The organism is Sedimenticola hydrogenitrophicus (assembly GCF_029017505.1).
Classification (GTDB): Bacteria; Pseudomonadota; Gammaproteobacteria; order Chromatiales; family Chromatiaceae; genus Sedimenticola; species Sedimenticola hydrogenitrophicus_A.
This window is the reverse complement of record NZ_JAQGEI010000009.1, coordinates 106,518-125,234: the sequence shown is the minus strand read 5'-3', so window position 1 is coordinate 125,234 and position 18,717 is coordinate 106,518. Positions and strand designations below refer to the sequence as shown.

General features: G+C 60.4%; 16 protein-coding genes. 5 read left to right on the top strand and 11 right to left on the bottom strand.

Annotated features, from left to right (window positions below; all coding sequences use genetic code 11):
• Positions 1 to 383: 383 nt before the first annotated feature.
• On the top strand, positions 384 to 623 hold the full coding sequence (locus O9K64_RS07585; RefSeq protein ID WP_275097475.1) for an addiction module protein: 240 nt from the start codon (positions 384 to 386) through the stop codon (positions 621 to 623).
• A gap of 134 nt (positions 624 to 757) precedes the next feature.
• Here O9K64_RS07585 and relB read toward each other — a convergent pair whose 3' ends face one another.
• Positions 758 to 970 (bottom strand): TraY domain-containing protein, encoded by a 213-nt coding sequence (gene relB, locus O9K64_RS07580; protein ID WP_275097474.1) that lies wholly within the window; start codon positions 968 to 970, stop codon positions 758 to 760.
• 471 nt (positions 971 to 1,441) lie between these two features.
• Here relB and coaE point away from each other — a divergent pair, with 471 nt between their 5' ends.
• From coaE to O9K64_RS07565, 3 genes are all read left to right on the top strand, one after another.
• Complete coding sequence (gene coaE / locus O9K64_RS07575; RefSeq protein ID WP_420493157.1) at positions 1,442 to 2,035, top strand: dephospho-CoA kinase; 594 nt, start codon at positions 1,442 to 1,444, stop codon at positions 2,033 to 2,035.
• 89 nt (positions 2,036 to 2,124) lie between these two features.
• Positions 2,125 to 2,904, top strand: coding sequence for a cell division protein ZapD (zapD, locus tag O9K64_RS07570; RefSeq protein ID WP_275097473.1), 780 nt, complete (start codon positions 2,125 to 2,127; stop codon positions 2,902 to 2,904).
• Positions 2,905 to 3,154: 250 nt separating this feature from the next.
• Positions 3,155 to 3,352, top strand: a complete 198-nt coding sequence (locus O9K64_RS07565) for a DNA gyrase inhibitor YacG (RefSeq protein WP_260294952.1) — start codon at positions 3,155 to 3,157, stop codon at positions 3,350 to 3,352.
• Between the two features lie 630 nt (positions 3,353 to 3,982).
• On the opposite strand, the gene O9K64_RS07560 is transcribed toward O9K64_RS07565, so the two are convergent.
• The 4 genes from O9K64_RS07560 to O9K64_RS07545 form a co-directional block, all read right to left on the bottom strand.
• On the bottom strand, positions 3,983 to 4,933 hold the full coding sequence (locus O9K64_RS07560) for a Nudix family hydrolase (protein ID WP_275097472.1): 951 nt from the start codon (positions 4,931 to 4,933) through the stop codon (positions 3,983 to 3,985).
• A gap of 673 nt (positions 4,934 to 5,606) precedes the next feature.
• Positions 5,607 to 6,815 carry a bifunctional glutamate N-acetyltransferase/amino-acid acetyltransferase ArgJ gene (gene argJ / locus O9K64_RS07555; protein ID WP_275097471.1) on the bottom strand — a complete coding sequence of 403 codons (1,209 nt, stop codon included), beginning with the start codon at positions 6,813 to 6,815 and terminating at the stop codon, positions 5,607 to 5,609.
• A 423-nt stretch (positions 6,816 to 7,238) separates the two neighbouring features.
• Complete coding sequence (gene secA, locus O9K64_RS07550; RefSeq protein ID WP_275097470.1) at positions 7,239 to 10,049, bottom strand: preprotein translocase subunit SecA; 2,811 nt, start codon at positions 10,047 to 10,049, stop codon at positions 7,239 to 7,241.
• 524 nt (positions 10,050 to 10,573) lie between these two features.
• Entirely contained in the window at positions 10,574 to 11,506 is a 933-nt protein-coding gene (locus O9K64_RS07545) for a M23 family metallopeptidase (protein ID WP_275097469.1), read from the bottom strand.
• A gap of 72 nt (positions 11,507 to 11,578) precedes the next feature.
• Here O9K64_RS07545 and O9K64_RS07540 point away from each other — a divergent pair, with 72 nt between their 5' ends.
• Positions 11,579 to 12,025 carry a DciA family protein gene (locus O9K64_RS07540; protein WP_275097468.1) on the top strand — a complete coding sequence of 149 codons (447 nt, stop codon included), beginning with the start codon at positions 11,579 to 11,581 and terminating at the stop codon, positions 12,023 to 12,025.
• Between the two features lie 202 nt (positions 12,026 to 12,227).
• Here O9K64_RS07540 and lpxC read toward each other — a convergent pair whose 3' ends face one another.
• The 6 genes from lpxC to murB form a co-directional block, all read right to left on the bottom strand.
• Entirely contained in the window at positions 12,228 to 13,139 is a 912-nt protein-coding gene (gene lpxC / locus O9K64_RS07535; protein ID WP_275097467.1) for a UDP-3-O-acyl-N-acetylglucosamine deacetylase, read from the bottom strand.
• Between the two features lie 329 nt (positions 13,140 to 13,468).
• Positions 13,469 to 14,638, bottom strand: a complete 1,170-nt coding sequence (gene ftsZ, locus O9K64_RS07530; RefSeq protein ID WP_275097466.1) for a cell division protein FtsZ — start codon at positions 14,636 to 14,638, stop codon at positions 13,469 to 13,471.
• A 68-nt stretch (positions 14,639 to 14,706) separates the two neighbouring features.
• The gene (gene ftsA, locus O9K64_RS07525) at positions 14,707 to 15,942 is read right to left on the bottom strand and encodes a cell division protein FtsA (RefSeq protein ID WP_275097465.1); all 1,236 of its coding nucleotides are present in this window, start codon (positions 15,940 to 15,942) and stop codon (positions 14,707 to 14,709) included.
• A gap of 133 nt (positions 15,943 to 16,075) precedes the next feature.
• Complete coding sequence (locus tag O9K64_RS07520) at positions 16,076 to 16,816, bottom strand: cell division protein FtsQ/DivIB (protein WP_275097464.1); 741 nt, start codon at positions 16,814 to 16,816, stop codon at positions 16,076 to 16,078.
• A complete protein-coding gene (locus tag O9K64_RS07515; RefSeq protein ID WP_275097463.1) occupies positions 16,816 to 17,739 on the bottom strand; it encodes a D-alanine--D-alanine ligase in 924 nt (307 codons plus the stop codon). The genes O9K64_RS07520 and O9K64_RS07515 overlap by 1 nt, the downstream gene beginning before the upstream one ends.
• On the bottom strand, positions 17,736 to 18,641 hold the full coding sequence (gene murB, locus O9K64_RS07510; RefSeq protein ID WP_275097462.1) for a UDP-N-acetylmuramate dehydrogenase: 906 nt from the start codon (positions 18,639 to 18,641) through the stop codon (positions 17,736 to 17,738). Before murB ends, O9K64_RS07515 begins: the two co-directional genes overlap by 4 nt.
• Positions 18,642 to 18,717 lie beyond the last annotated feature (76 nt).

Below are 18,717 nucleotides of genomic sequence, written 5' to 3'. Positions count from 1 at the left end.
ATTGTAGCCCAGATGAAGCCCGCCCCACAAAAGCCCGACAGACACACAACCCCAGACGGGCGTAATCCGGAGCATTGCCCGAAGTCTGACCCAAACCCCGGATTACGCCGCCGCGGGCACACATGATCATTCCGGTTTCGGCGGTGGCGGCTTCATCCAGGCTACGGCGCTGGGGTAGCCGGCTGCAAACCCGAACTACGAGAAGCTGGGAGAAAATGGTCTACTTGTAGACAGCTTTACGATGCCCCACACGCAGCACAAGCACGATGAGTTTGTCATCTTCAATGTTTTCAATGTTATGTGCTTCGACAAATCCACCGCACCTTTGCATCGTCGAGGGTTCAGAATACAATGTGGTTGGGGTCCATTGAGTGGAGACCGGTATGAGTAATCTGTCGAAAGCTATCGAATCTGAGGCGCTTGCTTTGCCACTGGAGGAGCGGACGCGCTTAGTGATCCACCTGTTGGAAAGTATTGAATCACGTCCCGTGTCCGACCCGAAGAAGGTAGAAGCAGCGTGGGTAGCCGAGTCTAACCGCCGTTACGAGGCATATCTCCGCGGGGAGGAACAAGCTATCCCAGCGGAGGATGTTTTTGCTGAACTTCGGGAAGACGATCATTGAAGCGCGTCAAGTTTCTAGCGTCAGCTCGCGAGGACATACGTCACGAAAAAGCCTTCTATCGGAAAATCAGTCCTGAACTTGCGCAGCGATTCCAATCTGCCGTGGAAAGCGCAGTTTTATCCGCGGCGTCAAATTCAACGATCCATGTCAAGATCTTGCTCCAACTCGTCTAGTGTCCAGCGTTTTCCCGGGTTCTCCAGTCGATGGATGGCAAGATACTTATCTTCCAGATCATCCAGATGTTCTAGAATTGCCTCTTTGGCATAAAATGTCTTGGTCCGCCCGGTCTTGGCTGCCAGCGCCGTAAGACGGGCCTCGATTTCTTCCGGCAAGCGTATTGCGAGCATGTCAACCCCCCATTGCTATACATGTTTTACATGTATAGCGTAGCAGCAGGAAATACCTGACGCCAATGGGTAAATCCCGGGGGGACTCGTCAGGTTTGACCTATGCGTGGATCGAGCACCTCCGGATGACAGATGGACTCTCGCCAAGACGCCAAGAGCGCAAAGATTAAAGGAAGGTATAGGTTTTCCTTGGCGTGCTTGGCGTCTTGGTGAGAGTAATGATCCTTTACTGATCCAGGACCGGAAAGGCGCCGGGTACCAGAAGTTTCGTAGGGTGGATAAGCCGGTAGGCGCATCCACCATTGCTACGGTGGATGCGCTGTCGCTTATCCACCCTACATTCACTTCGGCTCTGCTTAGCAATGACAGCGGGAGGCAGCGTGAAACCAGGAATCAATGGATTAGGGTTAAGTTCTCCATGAGAAAAATAATCATCCAGAAGTTTTTTACCGATAGCCGGAGGAACGCATCGTGTTTATAGTCGGACTCACGGGTGGCATCGGTTGCGGCAAGAGTGCGGTAACCGACTGCTTTGCCGCGTTGGGCGTACCCGTCATCGACGCCGATGTGGTGGCCCGGGAGGTCGTCGAACCCGGCCAACCGGCGCTACGGGAGATTGTCGAACAGTTCGGTCCCGAGGTGTTGAGCGCCGACGGTTCCCTCGACCGCCTCTGGCTCAGGGAGCACATTTTCACCCATCCCGATGCCAAAACCCGGCTGGAGGGAATCCTGCATCCCAGGATCCGTGCGGAGATGCGCCGCCGGCTGGATGACTTCGACACCCCCTACGCCATCTTCTCCATACCGCTGCTGTTCGAGACCGGGCAGGACAAGCGCGTCGACCGCATACTGGTGGTGGACTGCCCGCCCGAGCTGCAGATCAGCCGGGTCACTCGGCGCGACCACACCAGCGAAGCGCAGACAAAATCCATCATTGCCGCCCAGATCGAGCGGACAAGCCGCTTGGCCCGGGCCGATGACATTATCGATAATTCAGGCAGCCTCAATGACCTGCGGCCGATAGTTGAACAACTCCACCAGAAATACCTTAACCTTGCCACCTGACGAGGTTATAGTTGTCAGAATCGGTATAATATACAAGATTGTCGAATCCAGGCACCGGTCCCGGTGTCGCAATCAACAGACATGGCCCCATGCAACCAGCTGTTTCAGACAAAATCATCTATGAGCATCCGCTCAATGAGAAGACCAGAACCTTTCTGCGTCTGGAGCACCTGTTTCGCCAAGTCGATTATCACATCCCCCAGCCCAGTACCTGGGACAGCCGGGCCGCCATCACCAGTCTGATGGACATGGTGGCCATCTTTTCCCGTGCCGACATCAAGACCGACCTGATCAAGGAGCTGAAGCGGCACCAGGATAAGCTGGCCAGCATCCGCGCCATACCGGATGTCAACGAGGAGCGCCTGGATCAGATCCTGCGGGAGTTGAGCCAGGTTTCCAGCCGGCTTCAGCAGCACGGCGGGCAACTGGGCCAGGAGCTGAGAGAGAACGAGTTTCTCAAAAGCATCACCCAGCGCAGCAGCATCCCGGGCGGGAGCTGCGCCTTTGATCTGCCCCTGTACCATTTCTGGCTACAACAACCCTTTGAACAGCGCCACCAGGAGATCGTTGCCTGGCGGCAGACCCTGGACCCGGTCTTTACCGCCGTGAGCCTGCTGCTCTCACTCGTCCGCGGCAGCACCACGCCCACCCGCGAAATCGCCGCCGGCGGATTTTTCCAGCAGAGCCTGGATGCCCAGTCACCGGCCCAGCTGATCCGGGTCGGGCTGCCCCGGGAGAGTCAGCTTTACGCCGAGATCAGCGGCGGAAAGCACCGCTTCACTGTCCGCTTCATGGAGCAATCGACAGAGGAGCGAGCCACCCAGACCAGGCAGGACATTACCTTCTTCCTCAACTGCTGTATTCTTTGACTCAAGTTTCGGAGTTCAAATTCAGCAATAAATATCGCTTAACCTGTTGATTGCAAAAACAAGTTAGCCTCACGCATGGTAGAACGATTATGTTCAAACTCAAGTTTCGGAGTTCATTTCACAAAGCCCGAATTTCTGAATTCGTAGGGTGGATAAGCTTGCGCATCCACCGCCATCCGATTCATGGTGGATGCGCAAGCTTATCCACCCTACAAGTACTGCGAACTCCGAAACTCGAGCTTTAAGAACCATGGGAAATGAACCGAAAATCGTACGCTGTCCGATCTGTAAGAAGGCATTTGACTGGCACAGCAATCCGCAATCCAGACCGTTTTGCAGCGAGCGCTGCCGCCTGATCGACCTGGGCGACTGGCTGGAAGAGAAGCACCGCATTCCGGACAACAGTCCGGCGAACCCCTTCCTGCCTCCCGAGGATGATCACAGTTAGGGCCTGGAAAACCTATGCACATCTATGAAAAAGGCTATATACGAATGGCACTTACTTAAGCCAAGAACTACCGTCATCCCGGCGCAGGCCGGGATCCAGACTGCTTAATGGTGGCGGTATTCCTGGATTATTCGCTTCGCTCACCCTTCGGGCCGACTTTCAGTCGTTCAACGCGCTTCGCGCTTTTGTCCGGCCTGCGCCGGAATGACGAAAATCCTGCGATTCGCTTTAAGTAAGTGCCATTCGGCTATATACCAGTTAGGTGTTGCATGAAGGACGGTGCTTTTGTAGGAGTGGCCGCTCCCGGCATCCTGCCGCCCGCGGCATTAGCACTTCATTGTGCGTCGCTTCGCCGCGAAAACCTTCGCGCCAGAGGCGCTCCTACGGGCTACAAACCACGACGCTCAGAGTAGGATGCCGGTGAGGCACGAACCGCATCAAGCCCACCGCAAGGAGTGGTGCAGGAGGAGTGGTACAGGGATGTACCGATAACGGAGCCGAGGATGCAATGCACCGTTTACGGACCTGAGGATGGAATGATGCGGTTCGCAAGCTCACCGGCATCCTACACCGAAAACCGCCCATAGGGCGCCCCATGGGCGCCGTCAGCGGGCACGGCCCACCCTATGGTTATCGAATATCACCGGCCCAGAGGGCACTGATAGCAGCGATGCCTTGGCCACCGTGTTCCAAAGCGACTTCGATTTGGTCTTCATCCATACCGCCCAGGGCATATACCGGGATATTGGTCGCTGCCACGATCTGAGAGAATCGTTCCCATCCGAGCGGCTCTACGGTGGGGTGGGAAGTGGTCGGCAACACCGGCGAGAGTACACAGAAGTCCGCATCGATGGCCATCGCCTGGCGGATCTCCTCCCGGTTGTGACAGGAGGCGGCAACCCATCGGTCATCGGTAAGTGGACGCTCACTCAACCCCGCCAGTTGCTGGCTGTTGAGATGGATGCCATCCGCATCCAGTGCCAGCGCCAGTTCCACCGGGCAGTTCAACAGCAGTTGCGCGCCGTGTTGCCGACACAGCGCCAGCGCCTCGGTGGCCAACGCCGCATAATCGGCGCGCGCGAGACCGGGCGCCCGCAGCTGCACCAGCCGCAGACCGCTAGCCAGGGAGGCTTCAAGACGCCGGAGAAATTGTCCGGGAACGGCCGGATCGGGACCGGTGATCAGATACTGTTGAGGCAGCCGCAAGGCGGTGCAGATAGGACGGTCCGCCGCCGGCATGGCGTAGCGGGGCAGATGTTCGGGTAAAACCCACTGCAACGGTTGTCCCTCCAGGCCGAGCGGGTGACCGAAGTAGCGGAGGACCCGGTGCACATCCAGTCGGACCGCTTTATCCGGATAGAGATGGGTGACATTGATCAGTGGTTGGTGAGCACTGACTTCAATACCCAGCTCTTCCCGTATCTCCCGGCACAGCGCCCCGGCCAGATCCTCTCCCCGCTCCACCTTGCCACCGGGAAACTCCCAGAGACCACCCTGGTGGGCAGCCCCGGGGCGACGGGTCAGGAGCACCCGGCCGGCGGCATCCTGGATTACGGCAACAGCGACATGGATCGGCAGCATAAATTGTCCTGATTACCCACCAGGTTCAGTTATGGTTGGGCACCCTTTATAAACCCGCGAATGAAGGCGAATACACGCAAATAACGGCAAAATCATCACCTGCTCACGGAGAACTTAACCCCAAGCCATTGATTATTTGTTTGCGCCAGTTTCGTAGGGTGGATAAGCCGGTAGGCGCATCCACCATTGCCGCGGTGGATGCGCTGTCGCTTATCCACCCTACGAAACCAGGGCCGTTGGGGCGGAGAACGAACCCCAACGAACTCGATTCAACCGCGAAGAACGCCAAGTACGCAAAGAGATAGGGACAAGGGGTCGGAATCGAATGGCACTTACTTAAGGCGAATTGCAGGATTTTCGTCATTCCATCCTTAGGTCCGTAACCGATGCATCCCTGCACCACTTCTCCGGCGCAGGCCGGACAAAAGCGCGAAGCGCGTTGAACGACTGAAAGTCGGCCCGAAGGGTGAGCGAAGCGAATAATCCAGGAATACCGCCACCATTAAGCAGTCTGGATCCCGGCCTGCGCCGGGATGACGGTGGCTCTTGGCTTAGGTAAGTGCCATTCGGGTCGAAATCTAATTTCATGGTGGATGCGCCTACCGGCATATCCACCCTACATTTGCTTTTCGCGGCAAAGCCGCTCCTACAATACCAGCATGTGCCAGACTCCCTAGGTCCGATACTCCGCGTTGATCTTCACATAATCGTAGGAGAGGTCACAGGTCAGCACGCGGGTTATCGCCTCTCCCCGGCCCAGGGCCACCCGGATGGTCAGCTCGCTCTGCGCCATCACCCGCTGGCCGGCCGCCTCCGTGTAGTCCGCCGCCCGGCCGCCATCACGCACGATGCAGACATCATCCAGCCAGATGCGGATCCGGTCGATATCGAGACCTTCAATACCGGCACGTCCGACGGCGGCAAGGATGCGCCCCCAGTTTGGGTCGGAGGCAAACAGCGCGGTCTTGACCAGGGGGGAGTGGGCGATAGTGTAGGCCACATCACGGGCTTCGGCCTCGCTTGCGGCGCCCTCGACCCGCACCTCGACCAGCTTGGTTGCACCCTCCCCATCCAGCACGATGGCCCGGGCCAGCTCCATGCAAACCTCTTCCACCACGGCATTGAATCGGGCGAAGTCGTCCGCGGTCCTGTCGGTGATGGGTGAGCACCCACTTACACCGGAGGCCATCAGGACACAGGCATCATTGGTGGAGGTATCGCCGTCAACGGTAATCGAATTGAACGAGGGCGCAACCGCCGATTCGAGACAGTATTGCAGCAGCTGCCGGTCGACCAGGGCATCGGTGGCGATGTAGGCGAGCATGGTGGCCATATCCGGGCGGATCATGCCCGACCCCTTGGCCATGCCCGTTACGGTGACCGTCTTGCCGGAGAGCTCCAGCTGTCGCGAAACCAGCTTGGGAACCGTGTCGGTGGTCATGATGGCGCGCGCCGCCCGGGCCCAGCCCTGTTCCGAGAGGGCGGTAAGCGCATCGGGGACCGCCACGGCGATCCGGTCCACCGGCAGCGGTTCACCGATCACCCCGGTGGAGAAGGGCAATATCTGGTTGATGGCGCAGGCCCTGGCGGCGGCCACGGACTTGCAGGACTCCCTGGCGGCCCGCAGGCCGGGATCCCCGGTCCCCGCGTTGGCGTTGCCGGAGTTGATCAGCAGGTAGCGGGGCATGGTAGCGGAGAGATGCTCGCGGGCGACCACCACCGGTGCCGCGCAGAAGGCGTTGCGGGTGAATACCGCCGCGCAGGTGCTGCCCTCGGCCAGTTCAATAATCACCAGGTCATCACGGTCCCGATACTTGATCCCGGCGCCCGTGGCACCCAGCCGGATCCCGGAGACCGGCATAAACTCCAACGCTTCGCTCATTGAGTCAAATCCGCCAATATTTGTTTGTTGACTACGGTGGATATGCTGTCGCCTATGCTATCCTCAGGTCCGTAAACGGTACATCCCTGTACCACTCCTCACCCTACATCCTCATCCTGCTCGCAGTCGCGTAGGGTGGGCACCTAGTCTGTGCCCACCTTTTTTTATAGGGATGGACTTATGCCGCGTAGGCCATGGATGGCCGGGAGCGGCTTTACCCCGTGCCGCACCTTCCGCGTGGGCACAAAAAGCGTGCCCACCCTACCAAGCTTGTTGTAGATGTAGGATGCCGGTGAGGCACGAACCGCATCAAGCCTTACCACCAATGATGCGGTTCGCAAGCTCACCGGCATCCTACCCCAGGCAATGTGGTATGTCGCCGGCCGATATGACGGGAAAGGGGAAAGCCTTTCATGGGATACCCTACTGAATACGCCCATGGCACTGTTTGTATTTTTTCCCCGATCCGCAGGGGCAGGGCTCGTTGCGCCCCACCTTGCGGTCCGAGCGGACAAATGGCTGATGCGTCTCTTCATCGGCCCCACCCGCCGCCTCGCCGCTCTCCTCGCCAAAGCCGCCGAACTCCTCATGCTTGAACTGGAACTCGGCTTCGTTGGCTTCATGGGCCGGTATCTCCATGGTCTCCTGCGGCTGGATCCGCACCTTGGTCAGTACCTGGGTGATCTCCTGCTTGATGTTGTCCAGCATATTGGAGAACAGCGCATAGGCCTCGCGCTTGTACTCCTGCTTGGGGTTCTTCTGCGCATAGCCGCGCAGATGAATACCCTGGCGCAGATAATCCATGGCTGCCAGATGCTCTTTCCAGCTGGCATCCAGGATCTGCAGCATGATGGCCTTCTCATACATGCGCAGGTTTTCGCTCCCCGCCAGCGCCTCTTTCGCGGCGTACTCCTGCTCCATCTGCTCGATGATCTTCTGCCGCAGGGTCTCTTCGTGCAGGTTGTGGTCGGCGTCGAGCCACTCCTGGATCGGGTAATCCAGGTCATACTCGGTCTTCAGCGCCGCAGTGAGGCCGGGGATATCCCACTGCTCATCGAGACTCTCCGGTGGAATATAGCGGTCGATCAGGGCGTTGACCACGTCATGCCGGATGGAGGTGATGGAGTCGGATACATCACCCGTATCCATCAACTCATCGCGCTGCTGGTAGATCACCTTGCGCTGATCGTTGGCCACATCATCGTATTCCAGCAGCTGTTTACGGATATCGAAGTTGCGTCCTTCCACTTTCTTCTGGGCGTTGGCAATCGCCTTGGTCACCCAGGGATGCTCGATCGCCTCGCCCTCTTCCATGCCCAGCTTCTGCATGATGGCCGAAACCCGGTCGGAGGCGAAAATGCGCATCAGGTTATCTTCCAGGGAGAGATAGAAACGGGTCGAGCCGGGGTCTCCCTGACGACCGGAACGGCCGCGCAACTGATTGTCCACACGCCGCGACTCATGTCGCTCGGTACCTACCACGTGCAGGCCGCCCGCCTCCAGCACCTGCTGATGACGCGCCTTCCAGTCGGCCCGGATCTTGTCGACCGCCGCCGGGGTGGCCGCCTCGCCCAGATCAGTGATCTCCATGTCGGGATTGCCTCCCAGCACGATATCGGTACCGCGTCCCGCCATGTTGGTGGCAATGGTGACCGCGCCGGGACGCCCGGCCTCGGCCACGATATTGGCCTCACGCTCGTGGTGCTTGGCATTCAACACCTGATGCTGCACCTTGGCCTGCTCCAGCAGTCCCGAGATCAGCTCGGAGGTTTCGATCGAGGCGGTGCCCACCAGCACCGGCTGGCCGCGCTTGACGCAATCCTGGATGTCCTCGGTGATGGCACGGTACTTCTCGCCGGTGGTCAGGTAGACCAGGTCGCCCATGTCATTGCGCACCATCTCCTGGTTGGTGGGGATCACCACCACCTCCAGTCCGTAAATCTGCAGGAACTCCGGCGCCTCGGTATCGGCGGTGCCGGTCATGCCGGAGAGCTTGCGGTAGAGGCGGAAATAGTTCTGGAAGGTGATCGAGGCCAGGGTCTGGTTCTCCTTCTGGATCTCCACCCCCTCCTTGGCCTCGACCGCCTGATGCAGCCCCTCCGACCAGCGCCGCCCCGGCATGGTCCGGCCGGTGAATTCATCGACAATGACGATCTCACCGTCACGCACGATGTAATCGACATTCTTCTGGAACAGCGCATGCGCCCGCAGCGCACAGGTCACGTGATGCATCAGGCTGATATTGGCGGTGTCATAGAGACTCGACTCGGGGTCCAGCAACTCCATCTCCAGCAGCACATCTTCCACATGCTGATGCCCCTCTTCGCTCAGGTACACCTGCCGGGCCTTCTCATCCACCGAATAGTCACCGGGCCCAAACGCCGGCTTGCCGTCTTCATCCGCCTCGATGGGTTCCTGCCGGGTCAGGCGCGGGATCACCTGGTCAATGCGGGTGTAGAGATCCGAACTCCCCTCCGCCGGACCGGAGATGATCAGCGGGGTGCGCGCCTCGTCGATGAGGATGGAATCCACCTCATCCACTACCGCGAAGAATTTCTCCCGCTGCACCCGCTGTTCATTGCTGAAGGCCATGTTGTCGCGCAGGTAGTCGAAGCCAAACTCATTATTGGTGCCGTAGGTGATATCGCAGGCGTAGGCCTCACGGCGGTTGGCCGGGAGCAGGTGGAGATAACCGCCGCTTTTACCGTCGTAGCCGTAGTCACAGACAAAGGAGGAGTCCCCCGGTCCGGCACCGGATGATTGAATCACCCCGACGCTCAGACCCAGGAAGGTATAGATTTTTCCCATCCACTCCGCATCGCGTCTGGCCAGGTAATCATTGACCGTCACCACATGCACCCCCTTGCCGGGCAACGCATTGAGGTAGACCGCAAGGGTCGCCACCAGGGTCTTGCCTTCACCGGTACGCATCTCGGCAATCTTGCCGTCATTGAGTACCATGCCGCCGATCATCTGCACGTCGAAGTGGCGCATGTTCAGCACCCGACACCCCGCCTCCCGCACCACCGCGAAGGCCTCCGGCATCAGGCTGTTCAGTTCCGTCCCCTGTTCCAGCCGCGCCCTGAATTCTCCGGTTTTGGCCTTCAACTCCTCGTCTGTAAGGGCCTGAAGTTCCGGCTCCAATCCGTTGATCTGAGCCACCACCTTCGACATCCGCTTGATGAGGCGGTCGTTGCGACTGCCGAAGACCTTCCTGAGAATGTTACTGACCATGGAAAAACTCTTGCTGATATGAATTTAGGCCCACGCCAGCCGAAACGGGCGCGGGCAGGAAAATGAAACGGTGATGATACCGCAAAAAGCCTGCGTTAGCAGGCATTAGGGCTCGCGTAGGTGCGATTCAAACTGATGTGTCCTTCAAGCCGCCTTTCTGACTTGATTCCAATAATTGTCCCATTGCCCGTTTGCCCAGTTCAGACGCAAGGCCGGATTTTGTAGGGTGGATAAGCTTGCGCATCCACCGCTATCCGATTCATGGTGGATGCGCTGATGCTTATCCACCCTACAAGTACTCGATGACTCCGCCATATTCCCCGGCCTTGAGGCTCTCCTTCCGTTGGTTTAGCCACATTCTGGATGCATCCGTATAGTTCAGCCGGTAAACTCCTGCGATTGTCCCAAGTCTGTTTGAATCGCACCCGGTTCGCAAACTCACCAGCATCCTACGGGTTGCATGTGAAGGTATCCCAAGGAGCCTGTTGGACTTAACGCTGATCTACCGATGAAAAAGCGGTTGTTCAGCGTTTTGCGCGTAGGTATTTGGCGGGATCGATGGTCTTGCCGTTGCGGGCGATCTCGAAATGCACATGCGGACCGGTCGAACGGCCACTGGACCCCATCAGCGCGATCGGCTGCCCCTGGAACACCAGGTCACCCGGCTTGACCAGGATCTTGTGATTGTGGCCATAACGGGTCACATAACCGCCGGAGTGTCGCACCTCGACCAGTTCGCCAAACCCGCTCTTCTCCCCGGCCCAGGTAACGATACCCGAGGCCACCGCGACCACATTCGAATCCTGTTTTCCGGCAACATCGACTCCATAGTGGAACGCCTTCTTGCCCGTGAACGGATCATTCCGGTAGCCATAACGCGACGAAACCCAGCCCTTCTCCACCGGCCGCCCGGTCGGCAGCAGCTCTTCGCTCATCCGTTTGTCGCGAATCAGCCCCTCCATCAGGTCGAGCTTGTGCTGACGATCCGTGATAACCAGTGACAGCTGTTCCATCTCGGAGACCAGTTCGGACAGACTGACCGACTGGACCGTCTCCGTCGACTCGATGCCGCCGCGGGCCGGCTCTTCCTCAAAGTTGAACTCCGCCTCATCCAGCTTGCCCATCTTCACCAGGCGCTCCCCCAGGGCATTGATTCGCATAATATGCGACTGCATCTGGCCAAGCCGCAGGGCCAGGGCATCCAGATGTTCCTGGGTGCGCCCCCGGGTCTCCTCCAGCTCATCACGCTGGGTCAGCAACAGATTGTGCACCGCCTCGGTCGTAGACCCGGCCGCGGTCTGCGGTGACTGGCTACTCATCCCCCACCGGTAACCGGCCCAGAGGGAGCCCCCCATCAGCAGGGCCAGCAGCGGCACCAGGGTAAACAGCAACCGGAACGGTGAGATCGGGCGGCTGCCTTTTTTATGGCAGAACCTGGAGAGGAGTATAATCTTCATGGATTGCGTATTCAGAGTGTCTGGTTAAAAGATAAATCACCAACACAGCGGCTTCCGTGACACAATTCATCCATGAACAAACGACCGCGTCTCATCAAAGACTTTCTGCAGCACACCCACACGCTGCATGGATTACTTGAACAATCCAAGGCGCAGTTATTGCTGTTGCAACGGGTTCGCAGCCTGATTCCCTCGCCCCTGGATAGCCACTGCACGGCAGCGGTACAGAAGGGCACGCAACTGGTGCTCTACGTCGACTCGTCCACCTGGGCCAGCCGATTGCGCTTTACCACCCGTGACCTTGCCCGCCGGTTGAACGACACCGGGATCGCCACCGAGCGCATCACGGTGCGGGTACTGGTGACCAGCGCGCCCGCCAAACGGAAACCCGTCAGAATCCGCCAACTCAGCCCGGAAAATGCTTCCCTGATCAACCAGACGGCGGCCGGCATAGAGGACCCGGAGCTACGCCAGGCCCTGATCCGTCTTGGCCGGCACGCCGACAAAACGAAGCCCTAACCCTTTCCGCCGCTCCACTCGGTCTTTAGCGCCCGTAGGTTGGGGTGAGGAACGAACCCCAACATCACGACGCACGCGTATGAAAACCCGTTGGGGTTCGCAGGCTCACCCCAACCTGAGAGTTGATCCAGGCATTGGTGGATGCGCCTACCGGCTTATCCACCCTACAAAACTGCACAGGCAGCCCACCGCGCAGATACCGTCAGGTGGCCTGGACGGGTTTCATGTAAGAGATGGGCACGCTGTCTCCCTCTTCAAAGGTCACCTCTTCCCAGGCGGTCTCATCCGCCATCAGCGCCTTCAGCAGCTTGTTGTTCAGGGCGTGCCCTGACTTGTAACCACTGAACGCACCGATCAGGCTGTGTCCGAGCAGGTAAAGATCACCAATGGCGTCGAGGATCTTGTGCTTGACGAACTCGTCTTCGTAGCGCAGCCCATCCTCGTTCAGCACCCGGTAATCATCCACCACGATGGCGTTGCTCATGCTGCCGCCGAGCGCCAGTTCCCGCTCCCGCAGCATCTCGATATCGCGCAGGAATCCGAAGGTCCGCGCGCGGCTCACCTCCTTTACGAAGGAGGTGGAGGAGAAATCGATGGTGGCGGATTTGGTGCGCTCGGCGAATGCTGGATGGTTGAAATCGATACCAAACGACACCTTGAAACCGTCAAATGGTTCGAAGGCGGCGTATTTGTCATCTTCCCTCACCATCACCTTGCGCTTGATACGAATAAAGCGCTTCGCCGCATTCTGCTCTTCCACGCCGGCGGACTGGATCAGAAAAACAAAAGGCCCCGCGCTGCCGTCCATGATGGGAACTTCGGGAGCACTCACATCCACATAGGCATTGTCAATGCCGAGACCGGCAAAGGCAGAGAGCAGATGCTCCACCGTGGAGATCTTGTGGCCGTCCTGCTCCAGGGTGGTGGAGAGTCGGGTGTCACCGACATTGTCAGGCCGCGCCGCGATCTCGACCGGCACTTCCAGGTCAACCCGACGAAACACCACGCCGGTATCGATTGCCGCCGGGCGCAGGGTCAGGTAGACCTTCTCCCCGGTGTGCAGCCCCACTCCTGTAGCACGAATAACGTTCTTAAGCGTACGTTGCCGTATCATGTTGCCTGTATTCCCCATTTCCCGGCCACTATAAATAAACGGCCGGATGGTATCACATAATCCGCCCAATAAACCAAACCCGGTAAACCACACGAGGGCTCGTTGAGCAGATTACGCCTCTGTTAATAGCGCCAGGCCCAAGACATCTGCAAGACAAAACCCTTGCGCCCCCCAGCACCCATTAGGGTAATCCCTTATTAAGTACCAGCTTCACCCTTTTATTGCAAGTTTATTTCGCCACCCGGATCCGCTGAAACTTCGCAGCGGGCCGCTCCTATCACCAACCACCCGGTGGCGCTGCTTTAGCCGGGATAAACCCGAACCATAGCTCAATCCGCCTGACGCCTCAGGAATGCCGGGATGTCCAGGTAATCCATATTGTGTTCCTGGGCGGCGGTTACATAGGATTTAGCCGCCTTGCGCACCACGGTCGGACTGTCCATTTCGCGATAATCGGCCGGCCCTGGAGCCACCACGTCGGAATTGACCAGACGTACCGGGGGCGCCTCCTCAACCACCGACGGTTTGAGCTCCGCCTTACGGAGGGCACCCAGGCCGGTGGCCACGACGGTCACCCGCAACTCATCGCCCATTTCGGGGTCGATCACGGTACCCACCACCACGGTGGCGTCGTCGCAGGCAAACTCCTTGACCGTGCAGCCCACCTCGTCGAACTCACCAATCGACAGGTCCAGCCCGGCAGTGATATTGACCAGGATGCCCTTGGCCCCCGCCAGATTGACATCCTCCAGCAGCGGGCTGTTGATCGCCTGCTCGGCGGCATCGCGGGCGCGGTTTTCACCCCTGGCAGAACCGGAACCCATCATGGCGGTGCCCATCTCGGACATTACGGTGCGCACATCGGCAAAGTCCACGTTGATCAGGCCCGGCCGGGTGATCAGCTCGGCGATCCCCTGGACGGCCCCCTGCAGCACATCGTTGGCCGACTTGAAGGCATTCAGCAGGCTCATGTCGCGGCCCAGTACCGCCAGCAGCTTCTCGTTGGGGATGGTGATCAGCGAATCCACGTACTGGCTCAGCGCCTCGATCCCCTGATCGGCGGTCTTCATGCGCTTCACGCCCTCGAACGGGAACGGCTTGGTCACCACCGCCACGGTCAGGATGCCCATCTCCCGGGCCACCTCGGCCACCACCGGCGCGGCCCCGGTACCGGTACCGCCACCCATACCGGCGGTAATGAACACCATGTCGCTCCCCAGCAGCGCCTCATGGATGCGCTCCCGGTCCTCCATCGCCGCATCGCGCCCCACATCCGGATTGGCTCCGGCGCCCAGCCCCTTGGTGATATTGGAGCCCAGCTGCAGCAGCGTACGCACCTGGCTGTTCTTCAGCGCCTGGGCATCGGTGTTGGCACAGATGAAGTCCACCCCTTCGATGTTCGCATTCAGCATGTGGTTGACCGCGTTGCCACCGCCGCCACCGACCCCGATCACCTTGATCACCGCGTTTTGACTATATGCATCCATTAATTCGAACATGTCACTCTCTCCTCATGATCCAGGCCCTGCTACACGGCCACCTGAAAAAGTTTAAAATTGCCAAAAAGTCAGAAATTGCCCTGAAACCAGCTCTTCATGCGATTCCATATCGCCTTGAAATTGTTGCCCCCCGGGAGCTCCTGCAATCGTCCCTTCCGATTCTGCTGCCCGAACAGCAACAGACCGACCCCTGTTGCATAAATCGGGTTACGCACCACATCCACCAACCCCGTTACATACTGCGGAACGCCCAGCCGCACCGGCATGTGAAACACCTCCTCCGCCAGTTCGATCAGGCCTTCCATCTTGGAACTGCCGCCGGTCAGCACCACCCCACCGGCGATCAGATCCTCGAATCCACTGCGCCGCAGCTCGGCCTGTACCAGGCCCAGCAGCTCCTCGTATCTCGGTTCCACCACCTCCGCCAGGGTCTGGCGGGACAGCCGCCGGGGTGGCCGGTCGCCGATGCTCGGCACCTCGATGGTCTCGTCGCTGGTCGCCAGCTGGGTCAGGGCGCAGGCGTAGCGAATCTTGATCTCTTCCGCGTGCTGGGTTGGGGTGCGCAGGGCCACCGCGATGTCGTTGGTCACCTGATCCCCGGCGATGGGAATCACCGCGGTATGGCGAATCGAGCCTTCGGTAAACACCGCGATATCGGTGGTACCACCGCCGATGTCCACCAGACAGACACCCAGCTCCTTCTCATCGTCACTGAGTACGGAAAAGCTGGAACACAGCTGTTCCAGGATCAGGTCATCCACCTCGAGACCGCAGCGCCGGACGCATTTGACGATGTTCTGCGCCGCGCTGACCGCGCCGGTCACCATGTGCACCCGCGCCTCCAGGCGCACCCCGGACATACCGACCGGCTCGCGGATCCCCTCCTGTTCATCGATGATGAACTCCTGGGGCAGGATGTGCAGGATCTTCTGATCCGCCGGAATCGCCACTGCCCGCGCCGCGTCGATCACCCGTTCCACATCGCCATGGGTCACCTCCCGGTCCTTGATCGCCACGATGCCGTGCGAGTTGAGGCTGCGGATGTGATTGCCGGCGATCCCGGCGTGCACCGAGTGGATCTCGCAGCCGGCCATCAGCTCGGCCTCTTCCAGGGCACGCTGGATCGACTGCACGGTGGATTCGATATTCACCACCACGCCCTTTTTCAGGCCGCGCGACGGGTGCGAGCCGATGCCGATAATCTCTATCTCATTGTCGGCCTTGATCTCACCGACAATGGCGACCACCTTCGAGGTGCCGATATCCAGTCCGACGATCAGATTTTTTTCTGTCTTTTTGGTCATTAAAACCGTACCTCTCCAGATCGTTTGCCAGATCGGTTGCCAGATCGGTTGCCAGATCCGTTGTTAGCCACGCCGCGCCTGGCCCATCCATTTGCCTGCCCCATGACCGGCCGGACTTCTCTGTTCATCACGTTCAACCTGCCTCTCCCCAGAGCACCGCCACCCCATTGGCATAGCGCATGTCAACCCGCTTCACCCGGCGCTTCTCCGCCTGTTCCAGCCGCGGATAGAGGCGCACGAACCGTTCCACCCGCGCCTCGGTATCCAGCTGCCCGAGCTTGAGTTCCAGCCCCTGTTTAAACCCCACGGTCCAGGCGCCCCGCCCATCCAAGACCAGGCGGTCGATCACCAGCTCCAGAACGGCAAAGCGCCGGCCCATGCGCTGATAGCGCGCGACCATCTCCGCGATCTGCCCGTCGGGTCCGGTCAGACTGGGCAGCTCCGCCTTCAGCGCCTCGGGCTCCGGGGTGAACACACCGCCGCGACCATTCACCAGTTGCGACGCCCCCCAGCGCGCCAGCGGCCGCTGCTCCTCCACCCACATCTTCAGGGTATCCGGCCAGATACGCCGGACGGTCACCTGATCGACCCAGGCCAGCTTCAGCGCCGCCGCCCTCACCCGATCCAGGTCGACGGTAAAAAAATTGCCCTCCATCGCCCCGCCGACCGCCTGCTCCAGCGAGCGCCGATCGAGATGGTGCAACTCCCCATCGATACGTACGAGCTTCAGTGGCAATACGGACGGATCGCGCAGGGCGATCACCCCCCAAGTGCCGCCACCGGCAAACAGCAGCAGCACGGCGAAGGTACCCAGCCAGCGCCACAGCCGGCCGTCACCGGCCTTCGCTGACGGGTTGCCCGGAGCCACCGCCATCAGCCAGTCACCCGGCTGGCCGAGAGGATGCGCCAGACCAGCTCGTCGAAGTCGATCCCTTCGGCCCGGGCCGCCATCGGCACCAGGCTGTGACTGGTCATGCCGGGCACGGTATTGACCTCCAGCAGACGGGGATTCCCCGCCGCATCCAGCATCAGGTCGACCCGTCCCCAGCCCTTGGCGCCGACGGCGCGGAACGCCTGGTCCGCCAGTTGCCGCAGCTCCGCCTCCTGTTCGGCCGGCAGGCCGCAGGGACAGTGGTAGGCGGTGCTGTCGGCCTGGTATTTGGCCTCGTAGTCATAAAAGGTATGGGGTGTCTCGATGCGGATCAGCGGCAACACCTGGTCATCCAGGATCGACGCCGTATACTCGGCCCCGCTGATCCAGGACTCCGCCATCACCTCGACGTCGTAACCGACCGCCTGGCGCCACGCCTGCTCCAGCTGTTGCCGGTTCTCCACCTTGGCCATGCCGATGCTGGAACCTTCGTGGGAGGGCTTGATCATCAGCGGGAAACCGAGCACCTCGGCCCGCGCCAGGTCGGCCGCCTGCTCCAGCATCACAAAATTGGCCGTCGGCAGACCCAGTCCCTTCCACAGCAGTTTGCAGCGATACTTGTCCATGCCCAGCGCGGAGCCGGCGACCCCGCTGCCGGTATAAGGCATGCCGATACTCTCCAGGGCCCCCTGGATCACCCCATCCTCACCGCCGCGACCATGCAGCATGATGAATACCCGGTCGTAATGTTCCTGCTGCAGCAGGCTGAGCACGTCCCGTCCGGCATCCACGCCGTGGGCATTCACACCCCGGCGCACCAGCGCCTCCAGCACCGCCTGACCGCCCTGCAGCGACACCTCGCGCTCGGCCGAAAGCCCGCCCATCAACACCGCCACCTTGCCGAAATCCGCCGCCAACAGGGTCATGCTCTCTCCTCCGTCTCGCCGACGATATGTACCTCGGTGACCAGTTCCACGCCGCTGGCCGCCTTTACCCGTTCCCGGACCCGCCGGATCAGCGCCTCGATATCGGCCGCCGTGGCGTTACCCCGGTTGATAATGAAATTGGCGTGCTTCTCCGAAACCTGGGCCCCGCCGATCAGCACCCCCTTCAGGCCGGCCGCCTCGATCAGGCGCGCCGCATGACCCCCCGGCGGATTGCGGAATACCGAACCGCAGCTTGGCTGGCCGATCGGTTGGCTGCTGTTGCGCCGCTCCAGCAGTTCGCGTATCCGCCCCTGGCTCTCCGTCACGTCACCCGGCTCAAGGGCCAGGGTGGCGGCCAGGAACCACTCCTCCGCCGGCCGCTCCACCTGCCGGTAGCCCACCTTGAACTCGGTCGGCAGGCGCTTGTGCAACTGCCCCGCCCGGTCCACCGTCTCCACCGTCGTCACCTGGCTCCAGGTCTCGCCGCCGAAGGCGCCGGCATTCATCGCCAGGGCGCCGCCGAAGGTGCCCGGTATACCGGTCAGGAACTCTACGCCGCAGAGCCCCTGGCGGGCGGCAAAGCGCGCCACCTGGGCGCAGCTCACTCCGGCCTCCACCCGCAGTGCGGTGGCCGATATCAGCGCCATCCCGTCCAGCCGCCCCTGGGTGGCAATCACCGTGCCGTTGAAACCGCCGTCGCGGATCAGCAGATTGCTCCCCAAGCCCAGCCACAGCAGCGGCTCGCCCTCCGGCAGGCTGGCAAGAAACTGCAACAGATCCTCGCCGTCGGCCGGGCGGTAGAGTTGACGCGCCGGGCCACCCACCCGCCAGGTGGTGTAACGGGCCAGTGGCTCGTTGAGAAGTCGCTCGCCGCGCAGGGAAGCTGTCTGCCGTGTCGTCATCAGGCGCTCTTTCGCCCACGTGGTTGTGCCGGTGCCGGCCGCTTCAGTCCGGGCGCGGCCGGGTGACGGGTCGCCG